This window comes from Marinobacterium aestuarii (assembly GCF_001651805.1).
GTDB lineage: Bacteria > Pseudomonadota > Gammaproteobacteria > Pseudomonadales > Balneatricaceae > Marinobacterium_A > Marinobacterium_A aestuarii.
On record NZ_CP015839.1, the window covers coordinates 3,692,821 to 3,705,993 of the forward strand.

Consider the following 13,173-nt stretch of genomic DNA (forward strand, 5'->3'; position numbering starts at 1 on the left):
CAGTGCCTTAACGGCACCGCGCCCGCAGCTCCCGCTTTTTCTATCCTGGTGCTTATCTGATAAACAGCATCTCGGAGTACTTCGGCAGCGGCCAGGCAGCATCCGATACCGTCATTTCCAGGCTATCGGCATGGCTGCGGACCTTGTCCATCAGCGGGCGAATCTCGTGGGCACAGAACTGCATGTGAGCTTCGATGGATGCGAAGTCGTGTTTTTCCGTGGCGGTGGCCAGCGCAGCCACGGTCTGCATCATGGCATCCGCTTCGGCGGCAACTTTTTTCGCAACGCCGTTATCCAGACCAATACCCATGGCGGCAGCACCGGAGATAGAGCTGCACAGCTCAGACAGGTACGTCATCGCTGCCGGATAGATGGAGGTGGTCGCCATATCCATCGTCAGCTTGGCTTCCATCTCTATCGACAGGATGTATTGCTCGGAATACACCTCGTAGCGGCTTTGCAGCTCAACGGGCGACAGCACACCGGTGTTCTTGAACAGGTCCTGCACGGACTGTTCCAGCAAGGCAGGCAGAGCTTCAGCGGAGGTCCGGTTATTGGCCAGGCCACGCTCGTCCACCGCCTGCGTGTGCCATTCAGACGAGTAGCCGTCACCACCGAAGAGCACATTGCCATGCGCATCCATCAGTTCCTTGAGTACGGCAATCACGGCCGAGCCCTGATCCAGGCCTGAATTCAGCGCCGCTTCAAGCTTGCCGGCAATCCAGTTGAGGGAATCGGCCATCATGGCGTTCATCGCCACCAGTGGCCCGGAGACCGACTGCGACGAACCAACGGCGCGGAACTCGAAACGGTTGCCGGTAAAGGCGAAGGGCGAGGTGCGGTTGCGATCGCCCGGGTCACGGGTAAAGGTAAGAATTTCCGCCAGACCCAGGTCCATCACGCCGCCGCATTTGCTCGGCGCCAGGTTGCCCTGCTGGATATCCGTGAACACCTTCTCCAGCTGGTCGCCCAGATAGACCGACAGAATGGCCGGAGGCGCTTCATTGGCACCCAGACGGTGATCATTTGACGCCGATGCAATAACAGCGCGCAGCAGCGGACCATGCAGATGCACACCACGGATCACGGCGCCACAGAACAGCAGGAAGTTCAGGTTCTTCTCCGGCGTGCTGCCAGGATCCAGCAGGTTGCCCTGGGTCGAGTTGCCGACAGACCAGTTCACGTGCTTGCCAGAGCCGTTAACGCCGGCGAAGGGCTTTTCATGCAACAGGGCGTGCAGGCCATGCTTCTTGGCGGTGTTTTTCAGCACGGTCATCAGCAGCTGCTGATGGTCCGCCGCGATATTGGCCGACTCAAAGTAAGGTGCGATCTCAAACTGCCCAGGTGCCACTTCGTTGTGATGCGTCTTGGCAGGGATGCCCAGGCGATACAGGCGGTCTTCGAAATCCTGCATGAAGACCTGTACACGCTCAGGGATAGCACCAAAATAATGGTCATCAAACTGCTGACCCTTGGCCGGCGGCGCACCAAAGAGTGTGCGGCCTGCCAGGCGCAGGTCAGGCCGGGCAGCGGCAAAATTCTCATCGATCAGGAAGTATTCCTGCTCGGCACCGCAGCTTGCATTCAGGGTGGCGATATTGGTTTCACCCATAAGGGACAGCACTTTGTGCGCCGCCTTGTTCATGGCTGAGTTGGAGCGCAGCAACGGAATTTTCTTGTCCAGCGCCTCACCCGTCCAGGACATGAAGACACTGGGGATCATCAGCGTCGGGCCGTTCGCCGTATGCATGATGTAGCAGGGGCTGGTCGGATCCCAGGCGGTGTAACCGCGGGCAGCGTTGGTCATGCGCAGGCTGCCGTTGGGGAACGAAGAGCCATCCGGCTCGCCCTTGATCAGCAGGCTGCCGGTGAATTCTGTTATGGCAACACCCTCAGCGTTGGGCACGATAAAGCCGTCGTGCTTTTCCGCCGTGGCGTTGGTCATCGGGTAAAAGATGTGGGAGAAAAACTTGGCACCCTTGCCCAGCGCCCAGTCTTTCATCGCCGCGGCAACAACATCGGCGGTGGCAGGATCCAGCGGTGCACCGGTCTGTACGGTGTTTTTTATCGCCTTGAAGGCATTCTTGGACAGCGACTCTTCCATCTTCGAGAGACTGAAAACATCGCAGGCCCAGATCTTGCTCAGCGGCTCCGGCATCTCAACACTGATGGCCTTGCCATTAGTGATGGTGTTGATTGCTGCGAGCCTGGATGCATTGCCACTCATGTTTATACCCTGTATGCCGTGAAATTGTGTGGACAGGCAGCCCTCTCGAGGGCTGCGCCTGTGTTGTTATCCTGGGGCCTCTTTTTGGTGCACAGACACGGGTCCAAACCCAGTGCCATCAAGCCGAAGAAACCCAATGACGTTTTAATAAGCAAAATACGATCCAAATTTTCAAAAAGGCACATAAAATAAGTATAAGCACTTGAAAATAAAGAAATTATTTTTTATCACCCAATACTAAAACAGAAAAAACCCGAGCCACCGCCTCAAATAAGCGCACAAACCTGGCAATAACGCACCAAAGTAGACCGCAAGCAGGAATTAAAAGCACCATATTGGTGCATTTTCATATCTGAATGAGTGATACGCCAGCCCGTGCACGCTATTGGGTCACGCTTCTGGCCGAACTGAGGGGCGCGCGGCATCAAGCCGCCACCGACGACAGTTCATATCAACGCCGAGCCTGCACCATAGTGTGATATTCCAGCGCAGGTACAGCCCCCACCAGGCCCGACGCATCCAGCCCCGGCAGGATATCGCTGGCCTCACCCTGATTCAGGGCCAAAACAGGGGTCTTGATAGACGCAAGGCTTGCCGCGGAGAAAGCACTACTTATCTCAGGATCCACAATCAGTGCTGCACCAATACGGTGCTCCAGCGCCGTAAGGCTTGCCGAAATATCCGCCGGGCGCTTCCACAGCTCGGCGGGTGCGATAGCCGCATCCTGCAAACCCAGGCGCGGCGCAGGCACCACCAGGGCAATAAAGCCCCGCTGCGCCAGAGCCGCCCCGATCCACTCCCCCAGATGGGGCGCGGATCTCATGCCACCGTGGGAAACCAGCACCAGGGGAAAAGTCCCCTCGGCCACAGGTGCATCCAGCAGCCCAGGGGTACCCTCGAGCACCGCACTGTCGCCGATGGACACCACCTCCGAGCCCTGCGCCGCCGGATACCAGAGCGTCACACTCAGCGGCTGCGCGCGCTGTGGCGCATCCACCTGCAAAGTTGCGACACCGGGCAACCCCGCCAGCGCCGCTGCACTACTGACATAAATGGCCATAACCATAGCCACGCGTTTTAACCTCAGACGCATCGATACGATTCCCTGTGGGGTGAAGGAAGAGCAGCTATACAACCTGTTTTTCTTGCGGTTAATAGCCCAAAAGACAAGACATTCTTTCCCGGCCTTCTTTCCCGGCCTTGGTTGCGGCCTGCCGTTATCGCCACAGCCCTGGCGCGTCAGCCGTGTATCCCCCGGCAAGCCCCTTAGCGACCATGGCGACGGCATTATGGGCGTGCAAGCTTTCCTGGTGCTCCACACGGATCTGGAAATCGTCCAGCCAGGGCGTCGCGTTCAGTGCCGCCTTAAGGCGCCGGGCGGCATCTTCGCAAAACATGAGGTTCTGACCATTCAGCCGGGCAAACGCCTGTTCATCTTCGCGTTTGACTGCCGTCTGTACCGGTGTCTGCAGCGCCTCCTCCAGGGTGCCGATCAACTTTTCGATCGGAAAGGCCGCCGATTCCGCCAGCCGGACCCGAACATCGGCGTAGGATCGCTGGCTGTGCGGGGTAGCCCAGCTTCCACCCTCCTCTTGCAGCCAGCGGGCAACCGCGTCTATGGGCGGATTGGATCGACTGGAGAAGGCATCACGAAACGCGTCGGCAATCAATTGGCGGCTCAGGGACGCAGAGCACGGGCAAGTACTTGAATAGGGCACGCTCACACCAAGCTCAATAGTGGTATGCCCCTGGGCCCGCCGGGCACTCAGCACCACCGGATAGGCTTTCCACCCCTGGTGGTTGCTGCTCAGTGCAGGACGGCGACTCAGATACTGGAAACTCAATGACAGCGATGCGGTATCGCTGATATCGCGATGGCTCTGAAGCGCCTGCTGCAGAAACTGGCAGAGAATAGCGGGCCTGAGTGCCTCGCGTTCGGCGAAGGCTTCCAGCAGCAAATACAGACGCGACATGTGGATGCCCTTCGCCTGCGGATCGCGAAGGTTGACATACAGGCTTGCCGTTGCCTGAACGGCAACATGGCTGCGATCCGATTCCGCAAGCGTGACGGGAAGCGCGAGCCCGGACATGCCGACGCCATCCAGCGTGCCGCCAATGGAAGCACGGGGCGACGTTGTCACATCGGGTAAAGGAGCGAAAGGGCCGAGAGAGGCGGTGTTCATATGCAACAGAAATCCTTGGTCGATGCCTTTGATGTTTCGCCGCACTGCCTGCTGGGCGCGAGGCAGTGCAGCCATTGTGCTCGCTATAGTTACAATATAACATTACACAAATAACATAGATGCAGCAAAGGAAAGCAGGACCCTGATGAATGCAATCAGCAATCCGCCAAGGCACCGGCACAACAGTGCTGTGCTGCCAGAGCTCAGCGTCGCGGCGGGGGACGACCCTCGGGTGCTGTCCCGTTTCTATGCAGCGAGCTGCAACCTGGCGATCTGGCAACGGCCGTTATCTTCAAGCCTGCGGCGTTATCTCGAGCAGCTGGCCCAGCAGCCTCCCGGGTTGAGCCTGCGCTGCGTGCTGCGCCCGGATGAAGCCGCCCCCGAACTGGAACGCAAGCTGCCGCCGGGGGCGGGCCAGGATTGCCTGATCGCCGATATCGAGCTGCTGACCGACATGTTTGCCTGCCTATTTGAGCAGAAGCAGGTGGGAATGCGGCTGGAGTGGCTGCATCGAGCCATGTGCCCGAAGTTTCATGTGGATCGCCTGCCCTGCCGCCTGGTGACAACCTACCTCGGTCCCGGCACACACTGGATCAGCCATGAGCAACGCCAAAGCACGCCCGGCAATGAAAGGGATTTCCGCCAGCTGCAAGCCGGCGAGGTTGCCTTGCTCAAGGGCGAAGGCTGGTTCGGCAACGAAGGCCGTGGCCTCGTCCACCGGTCACCCGAGGTTACGGATGGCGCGGGACGCCTGTTCCTGTCGCTCGACCTGATGGACTGAAGTCTGCTGAGCCGCGCGCGATGTTCGGCATCAGGGGAGCCAAAAGAGGAATCAAAGCGTCAGGGCTTGCCTGCTGCCTTGCTGATGTATAGCAGCAGGAATCGGCAAGACCATTCGCTTCTCGAGTGTCCCCGCAGCACTCAGGCCAGGCGGCTAATTTCGTTCAACACTTTACTATATGCATCGGCCTGGCCGGGATCGGCGATCATCGCGCGCAGGCAGGCCGCGGTCGCAGCCAGTTGCAGCGAGCGCATGGCATCCTGATGACTGGCAGCGCTGATGCCATCCAGTGTGGCCTGCATCGCCTCGGCGGCGCTGCGTACCGCGAAGGAAAAGTCGCCGGCACTGTCGAGCACGCTACGAAGGCTAAGCTTCACCGCGTCCACAATCTGCTGGTTGACCCCGCCCACACTCGCGGCGTTTAGCTCCGCCGTGCCTTGCAGAAGTAAGCTCTGCAAGGCTTCGGCACTGGCCTGGGTATCCACCGAGTAAAGCTGTATTACGCCCTGATTCACCGCAGCCTGCATCAGGGCGTTCTGCTGCTGTTGAGAAGAGACAGCGTTTTCGAACAGGGTGCCGATCGCATGGGCCGCGGCCTGGTAAATCGCACCCATCGCCATTGCCGGGGCTTCGGCAATAACCTTGATGTTGGCCTGGGTAACTGCGTCGGTGATCTGATCGTTAACCGAAGTTTGAGAAGGCATGCAGTGCTCCTTGCTGGGGGATAAATGAGAAAATGGGTGACTGCTGTTAGTGGCAGTTCACTCGCGAATGTCGGCATAAAGTTTCATAAGGCGACTCCTCTCTCCAGGCTATTCGTCGATGGTTATTAACCCGGCGGCAATTTAGGTCTGATATAATGTGCGCATGAATACCGACGCACGCAAGCTCAGCACAGAGCAACAGGAACTTCTCAGGCAGCAAGCCATTCGACTCCGTTTGAAAGGCAAAACTTTCCGTGAAATCGGGCAGCTGCTCAATGTTCACCCCGATACTGTTGGACGCTGGTACCAGCGTTATGAAGCCGGCGGCAAGGCGGCCTTGACAGTACAAAAACGGGGCCCCAAGAACAATGCATATTCCGGCCCATCGTGAACAGCCATTCCGGCGGAACGTGAACACCCATTCTGATTCAACGTGAACACCTGTTCCGGCCCAAGGTGAACATTTTTGTCGGATTTCCGGAATCGCCGTTCACGGCACCGGAATCACTGTTCATATTCCCGGAATAAGTGTTCACGTTCGTCCGGAATCATTCTTAACGCATTGATTTTCAACTTATTTGGTAACCTCTCCTCATTTTTAGGGAGAGGCTATGCCGGCTAACAGGACTCCAATGCGTAAAATCCGAGACGTTCTCCGCTTGCGGCTAGCCGCTGGGCTGTCGATCCGTCAGATCAAGGACAGCACCAAAATCAGTGTCGGCGCCATCCAGAAACTGTTGCGTAAAGCCGATGAACTCGGGCTTGTCTGGCCCTTGCCCGACGAGCTGGACGACAGCCAGTTGGCGCGGCTGTTCTACCCCGGTGCCGATACCGCTCCCTTCACCCGCTACCAAGTCCCCGACTGGTCCGCCCTCCATCAGGAGCTCAAGCGCAAGGGCATGACCAAGCAGTTGCTGTGGGAGGAGTACACCCAGCAGTATCCCAACCGCTGCTACAGCTACTCCCAGTTCTGCGACCGCTACCGCCAGTGGTGCGGCCAGCAGAAGCGCTCGATGCGCCAGACCCACCGGGCCGGCGAGAAGTGCTTCGTCGACTACTGTGGGCCGACGGTACCGATCATCTGCGCCAGCACTGGTGAGGTGCGTCAGGCGCAGGTGTTCGTGGCGGTGCTCGGGGCATCGAACTACACCTACGCCGAGGCGACTCTGAGCCAGTCGCTGCCGGACTGGCTGGGCAGTCATGTGCGGATGCTGGGGTACTTTGGCGGGTCGACCGAAATCGTGGTGCCCGACAACCTCCGCAGCGGCGTCAGCCGGGCCTGTCGCTACGATCCGGACCTGAACCCGAGCTACCAGCAGTGGGCCGAGCACTATCAGGTCGCGGTGGTACCGGCGCGCCCTTATCGTCCGAAAGACAAAGCCAAGGCCGAGGTTGGGGTGCAGATCGTCGAGCGCTGGATCCTGGCCCGCCTACGCCACCACAGCTTCTTCTCTCTGGCCGAGGTCAACCAGTGTATTCGGGCCCTTCTGGAGGAGCTGAACGAGAAGCCGTTCAAGCAACTGCCGGGCAACCGCCGGCAGGCCTTCGAGCAGCTCGACCGGCCAGCACTGCGACCGCTGCCCAGCCACCCCTACCGCTACGTCGAGATCAAGCGGGTCAAGGTCAACATCGATTACCACGTCCAGTACCAGCAGCATCACTACTCGGTGCCGCACCAGTATGTCGGCGAGACCCTGGAGCTGCACGCCAGCGACACCTTGATCACCCTGTACTTCCGGCAACGGCCGGTCGCCTCCCACCCGCGCAAGCACCGGCCCGGCACCACGACTGAGGCCAGTCACATGCCCAAGCGCCACCAGAAGCAGCAGCAATGGACGCCGGGACGGCTCAAGAACTGGGCCAAGGACATCGGGCCCGAGGTGTTGACCTGGGTGGCGGAGCAACTGGCCGCCAAAGCCCATCCCGAGCAGGCCTACCGGATCTGCCTGGGACTGCTGAACCTGAGTCGGGACTATCCAGCCGAGCGCTTGGATGCGGCCTGCGGCATCGCCAACCGGGAGGGCCTGATCCGCCTGAAGCAGATCAAGTCGATCTTGCTCAGCAACCGCGACCGGCTGCCCGAGACGCTCAGCGTCCAGGCCGAGCTGCCCCAGCAGCACGAGAACATCCGTGGTCCCCACAGCTTCCACTGACGCCTTCGACACACCCGAGGACAACCCCTATGAGCACCCAGATCCTGGCGCAGCTGCGCCACCTCAAACTCGGCGGCATGGCCCGCGCCCTGCAAACCCAGCTGGAACAGGTTGGCACCTATGAGGCGCTGTCGTTCATCGAGCGGCTCGGTCTGCTGGTCGAGCAGGAAAGCCTAAGCCGGGAGCACCGCAAGCACGAGCGCCTGATCCGCCAGGCGCGCTTCAAGCTCAGCGCCACCGTGCAGGACATCGACTACCAGCACCCGCGCAACGTCAGCCAGACCCAGGTTGCCCGGCTGGCACAGGGGGACTGGATCGACCGGGCCCAGAACCTGCTGATCACGGGGCCCTGCGGCAGCGGCAAGACCTACCTCGGCTGCGCGCTGGGCCACAGCGCCTGCCTGCGGGGCTACAGCGTCCGCTACTACCGGCTCTCCCGTCTGCTGCTGGAGCTGACCCAGGCCAAGGCCGACGGCAGCTACCACAAGCTGCTCAAGCAGCTGGCGAAGGTTCAGCTGCTACAGATCGACGACTGGGGACTGGAGCCGCTGAAGCCGGCTCACCGCAACGACCTGATGGAGATCATGGACGACCGCCACGGCCAGACCTCGACGCTGGTGATCAGCCAGTTGCCGACCGACCAGTGGTACGCCAGCATCGGCGACAATACCCTGGCGGACGCCATCCTGGACCGGCTGATGCACAACGCGCACCGGCTCCCGCTGAAGGGCGAGTCGATGCGAAAACTCCTTGGGCAGTTGACCGAAGATGAACACCTGGGCTAAAAACACCAGGGCGTGATGCGTTGAGAAATCAGGTGTTCACGTTCGTCCGGAATCGGTGTTCATCTTCGCCGGAATACGCAAACAAACCGCGTCGCCTGACCGAGGCGCAGGAGCAGCGTGTCATTGAGGCGGTTAAAGACCAGCGGTGTTTGTCAACGTAGTTGTCGCGCAGACCATTCTGTTATGCAGCCTTATTCTGAGTCGTTTCCTGCTTCTCCGGGTTGAGCATCACCATCCCAACCGGCTGCCAGTTACGCGTGTTGCCTGACCAGCGTTCCGGTCGTTCAGAACGGGCTTGCTGGTACAGCGCATCTCGCCGAGCCAACACTTCATGATCCTGTCCACGATGCCGTTCGGCCGGCGTGACGAAGCGGATGCGACTATGACGATGTTCGTGGTTGTACCAGCGTATGAAGTCTCTCACCCAGGCCCGTGCCTCATCTAGGCTGGTGAAGCCATTATGTGGCCACTGCGGGCAGTATTTCAGCGTTCTGAACAACGACTCCGAGAAGGCGTTGTCATTGCTGACCCGCGGTCGCCCACGCGACGGTGTGATCCCCAGGTCGTACATTTTGCTTAGCAGTGTGACGGACTTCATCGGCGCGCCGTTATCCGAGTGCAGTACCAGCGGCTGATGCAGGCACTGCTCGCTGAGCACGCTGCGTTGCAGCAGAGCTGCGGCCTTATCGCCGCATTCCTGTTCATGCACCTCCCAACCCACGCCCTTGCGACTGTAAAGGTCCTCGATCAGATACAGATAGTAATACTGGCCCCGCACCGGCGAGGGTAAATACGTGATGTCCCAAGACCAAAGCTGGTTCGGCCCGTTCGCAGCGTGCGTCGTGGGTGCCGGATGCCTTTTCGGGCGCTGAACGCGGCCCCGGCGATGCTGCTGATCGGCGGCATGCAGCACCCGATAAAAGCTGCTTTCAGATGCGAGATAACGGCCCTGATCGGCCAGCCGGGGCACGATCTGGCTCGGTGGAAGATGCGCGTATTCCGTGCTGTTGCAGAGCTGCAAGATCGTCTCGCGTTCAGCATCAGTCAGGGCATTCGCCGGCGTGGGCCGCGGCGTGGTCGTGCGACCATCGGCTTTCGGCGCGCCTTCCTGTGTCCAGCGTTGCAGCGAGCGCAGACTAATCGCCAGTTCCTTGCAGGCGACTTGTTTTCGGGCGCCGGCGGCCATGGCTTCAGCAATCCAAGCGACATAGTCCTGCCGGACCGACAGCGCCGTTAGCTGTCCTCGCTGTCGTCCCCCCAGTAGGCATTGAGCTTTTTTCGCAGCACCAGGATCGCGGCCGCCTCGGCCAGTGCCTTGTCCTTGCGTCTGAGTTCACGCTCCAGTTCGCGGATACGTTTCTTGTCGGCCTTGGCCTGTTCGCGATCGAGCTGACGTTGGGCCTTGGCCGTCTGCTGACCCGACAGACAGGCGTCACGCCACGCTTTGACCTGTTGGGGATACAACCCTTTACTGCGGCAGTATTCGCTCAGCTCGATTTCAGACAGCGCGGCGGTCTCAATCACCACCGCCAGCTTGGATTCAGCTGACCAGTTATCCGTTAACTTTTGATCTCCGGGCACCGCAGCACCTCCCGCTTTGGCCTGTTTTCGCCAAGCATACAGGGTTACATCGGAGATGCCTTCCTGGCGGGCGAGCTCGGCCACAGACATATTGTGGGGCGGCAAAAGCTTCTTCAGCAGCGCTTCTTTACGCTCGGGTGAATAACGTCGCATCGCATGACTCTTTCCGTCCCCGGTGCTTTGATTTAGGTGAAACTGATCAGGCGACAACTACCCTGACACCGGGGGCCAGATGCCGGATCAGTACAAACTGGGTTTTGCGCTCTGGACGCGGCGTGCTATCGCTCAGCTAATCAAGCAATTCTGGGGGATCGACATTCCGGTTCGGACTCTGGGAGACTACCTCAAGCGCTGGGGCTTCTCGCCGCAGAAGCCGCTAAAGAAAGCCTGGGAACAGAACCCGGCCCGGGTCGATGCTTGGCTAAAAGAGGAGTATCCGCAAATCAAGGCGCGCGCCAAAGCAGAGAACGCGCAGATTTTCTGGGGTGATGAAACCGGGATCAAGAATACAACCCAGCATGGCCGTAGCTATGCTCCGATCGGCAAAACGCCCGTGCAGCCACTGCCGGCCAAGCGCGTATCACTGAATATGATCTCGGCGATCACCAACCAGGGGACCGTGCGTTTCATGCTGTACGAATCGATGATGAACGCCAAGGTTCTGATCAAATTTCTTCGGGCACTGATCGAATCTACGCCCGGCAAAGTGTTTCTGATTCTGGATAACCTGCGCGTCCACCATGCCAAGATAGTGAAGCGCTGGCTCGCAAAGAAGCCCGTGAAGCGCTATCTGGAAGTGTTCTTTTTGCCCGCGTACTCGCCTGAACTGAACCCGGATGAATACTTGAACTGCGATTTGAAGAACATGGTGCACAGCGGTCCGGCGGTTCGTTCGATTGACGACCTGAAGAAACGCACTCGATCGTGCATGCTCACATTGCAACGTCGGCCAGAACGGGTAAAAACCTATTTCCGGGCAGGACACATTCGGTATGCCGCATGATCGATGTATTTATCCGCCGGGTTAATACGTATCAACGATACGACTGGTGCGGGAGAGTCGGCTAGATGATTATCAGATCTTGCTGTTTGCCCCTCAGACAAGAAGCCGGAGAAAAAGACAAAACCTGACCCCGGACCTCAGCGGATATAACTGTCAGCCCCTTCGCCATGTGGCCAGCTTTCCTGACCTCGGACTACTATGAGCTGATCCGACTTCCACGTTGCCATCGTTGGTTTCGCCATCAGGCTTTACTTCCCCGTCCCTGGGGAGCAAACGTGGATCTCTCAAGTTCCTGATCCACCTCTTCATGCATGCCACGGCTTGAGAACCCCGCTGGTTCGCCACAACCTCACCAGATACGGTTGTTTTGCATGGACTTCGACTGCGTTACAAGCCTCGTCAACCAGAGCTTTCTTTATTATCGGAGCGATACCAGCACTTCAGGGACACGGTATCCCCTGTGGCCTACATGATTCTCTGTGTACGCTTCACCTGTCTTGTTCGCAGCCTCGACTTGAAACTGCTCCGCCTCAGGCGCAACACTCGATACGGGTGGTTGGTTAAACCTTACCCGACAGGGACTTTCACCCTGCAAGATGCATCAAGCTTCGCTTGACGCACTAACGCCACCTTAAGCGGCAAAAAATTGTTTGCTAAAATGTTGAACGAAGTGAAAACAGCAAACTGTTTTTTGTCCGTTTAAAGGTCTTGTTAGAGCAAACTTTGCTGACCATGGGTCTCAAAGTCCTTAATCTCTTGCTGTGAGATTGTAAAATGTTCCACTTTTAGGAGCTTATTAGCAATCGCTGGTTGAAAGTACTCAAATAAATTAGCAGTTCTATCGGGTCTTTTGGAATCTTCATCAACCTCTTCAATATCAAGGATTATTAATAGCAAGTCAGCACTAATCCCTTTAGCTTCACGGTAACAATGGATTTTATTTAGCATTACATACAAATAATCCTGATAGCTTCGGTGAGTCATGTAGTTGGGAATAATTTCAATGAACCTTTCATTTGATATTGTTTTTAAATAGCCATCGAATTTTATTTTTCTACTCATGATTGGATCTATTTCATCAAATGAATTTGAAAACTCTACATTTTGAATTAATTCACTTTGGGGTGTAGAAGAATGAGAAAAGTATTTGTGCAAAGCTACATCCTCTGCACGTCTACGTGTTTGCATTCGCTCTCTTGATCTTCCTCTGTTTTTCTCTCGCTCAGCTAAAAATTGAGATGCCTTTTTAATCTCATCTTGATCTTCTTCAGTATCATCTTCGCTTTCGTCCTCAGATTTTACAACATTCAGAGCTTTGAGCCATTCATCTGACGGAGCGTTAAAAGTATTATTGACCTGAGATTGCTGTATGTTGGAAACGATTTTAAATAGCTCTTGCCTCAGTTCTTTATTTTCAGTTTTAACTGTAGTTTTTTCTTCTTCTTTCTTTTTAACTTCGTTACTTAAAGTAAGTATTTTACCAATACTCAAATTATTAAAAGATTCAGATAAAATTAATACAACAACCAGAGAAATCAGGGTAATGATTCCTGCTGTGATTTGGTATTTTGGCTCTGCCCAAAAAAAGCTAAGAAAAGCCATAATTGAAATAGCTATAGCTACTAAAACAATTAGACTTCTAACAAAATAATTGGTTTTATTATTCAACTTACACTCCGTTGTTGATATATTGCTCTAACGCCCGCATTTGCGGCTGGTTTGGAGCGCAGCGTAAAACCAGTCCGACAACATGCGC

At 57.0% G+C, this 13,173-nt stretch carries 11 protein-coding genes; 5 read left to right on the forward strand and 6 right to left on the reverse strand.

Features of this window, described 5'->3' with window-relative positions:
* Window positions 1-52: 52 nt before the first annotated feature.
* The 3 genes from A8C75_RS16190 to folE2 all read right to left on the reverse strand — a co-directional run bounded on the left by A8C75_RS16190 (window position 53) and on the right by folE2 (window position 4,485).
* Window positions 53-2,227, reverse strand: coding sequence for a glutamine synthetase III family protein (locus tag A8C75_RS16190; RefSeq protein ID WP_067384757.1), 2,175 nt, complete (start codon window positions 2,225-2,227; stop codon window positions 53-55).
* A 451-nt stretch (window positions 2,228-2,678) separates the two neighbouring features.
* A complete protein-coding gene (locus tag A8C75_RS16195) occupies window positions 2,679-3,299 on the reverse strand; it encodes an alpha/beta hydrolase (protein ID WP_157890311.1) in 621 nt (206 codons plus the stop codon).
* Window positions 3,300-3,444: 145 nt separating this feature from the next.
* Window positions 3,445-4,485, reverse strand: coding sequence for a GTP cyclohydrolase FolE2 (gene folE2 / locus A8C75_RS16200; RefSeq protein ID WP_227819950.1), 1,041 nt, complete (start codon window positions 4,483-4,485; stop codon window positions 3,445-3,447).
* A 70-nt stretch (window positions 4,486-4,555) separates the two neighbouring features.
* Between folE2 and A8C75_RS16205 the strand changes: the two genes are divergently transcribed.
* Window positions 4,556-5,191: a DUF1826 domain-containing protein gene (locus tag A8C75_RS16205; RefSeq protein ID WP_067384771.1), complete on the forward strand. Its 636-nt coding sequence runs from the start codon at window positions 4,556-4,558 to the stop codon at window positions 5,189-5,191.
* Window positions 5,192-5,331: 140 nt separating this feature from the next.
* On the opposite strand, the gene A8C75_RS16210 is transcribed toward A8C75_RS16205, so the two are convergent.
* Window positions 5,332-5,895: a RebB family R body protein gene (locus A8C75_RS16210; protein ID WP_067384774.1), complete on the reverse strand. Its 564-nt coding sequence runs from the start codon at window positions 5,893-5,895 to the stop codon at window positions 5,332-5,334.
* A 163-nt stretch (window positions 5,896-6,058) separates the two neighbouring features.
* On the opposite strand from A8C75_RS16210, the gene A8C75_RS16215 reads away from it, so the two are divergent.
* From A8C75_RS16215 to istB, 3 genes are all read left to right on the forward strand, one after another.
* A complete protein-coding gene (locus tag A8C75_RS16215; RefSeq protein ID WP_067384777.1) occupies window positions 6,059-6,286 on the forward strand; it encodes a helix-turn-helix domain-containing protein in 228 nt (75 codons plus the stop codon).
* Between the two features lie 220 nt (window positions 6,287-6,506).
* Complete coding sequence (gene istA, locus A8C75_RS16220; protein WP_067379283.1) at window positions 6,507-8,048, forward strand: IS21 family transposase; 1,542 nt, start codon at window positions 6,507-6,509, stop codon at window positions 8,046-8,048.
* 29 nt (window positions 8,049-8,077) lie between these two features.
* Entirely contained in the window at window positions 8,078-8,833 is a 756-nt protein-coding gene (gene istB, locus A8C75_RS16225; protein WP_067379286.1) for an IS21-like element helper ATPase IstB, read from the forward strand.
* A gap of 181 nt (window positions 8,834-9,014) precedes the next feature.
* Here istB and A8C75_RS23165 read toward each other — a convergent pair.
* Window positions 9,015-10,567 (reverse strand): IS3 family transposase gene (locus A8C75_RS23165; protein ID WP_120785161.1). Its coding sequence is split into 2 segments (ribosomal slippage): window positions 9,015-10,105 and window positions 10,105-10,567, totalling 1,554 coding nucleotides; the frame shifts between segments, so codons are not numbered across the junction.
* Between the two features lie 79 nt (window positions 10,568-10,646).
* Here A8C75_RS23165 and A8C75_RS16240 point away from each other — a divergent pair.
* Window positions 10,647-11,417, forward strand: coding sequence for an IS630 family transposase (locus A8C75_RS16240; RefSeq protein ID WP_067384780.1), 771 nt, complete (start codon window positions 10,647-10,649; stop codon window positions 11,415-11,417).
* A 711-nt stretch (window positions 11,418-12,128) separates the two neighbouring features.
* On the opposite strand, the gene A8C75_RS16245 is transcribed toward A8C75_RS16240, so the two are convergent.
* The gene (locus A8C75_RS16245; RefSeq protein WP_157890312.1) at window positions 12,129-13,085 is read right to left on the reverse strand and encodes a hypothetical protein; all 957 of its coding nucleotides are present in this window, start codon (window positions 13,083-13,085) and stop codon (window positions 12,129-12,131) included.
* Window positions 13,086-13,173 lie beyond the last annotated feature (88 nt).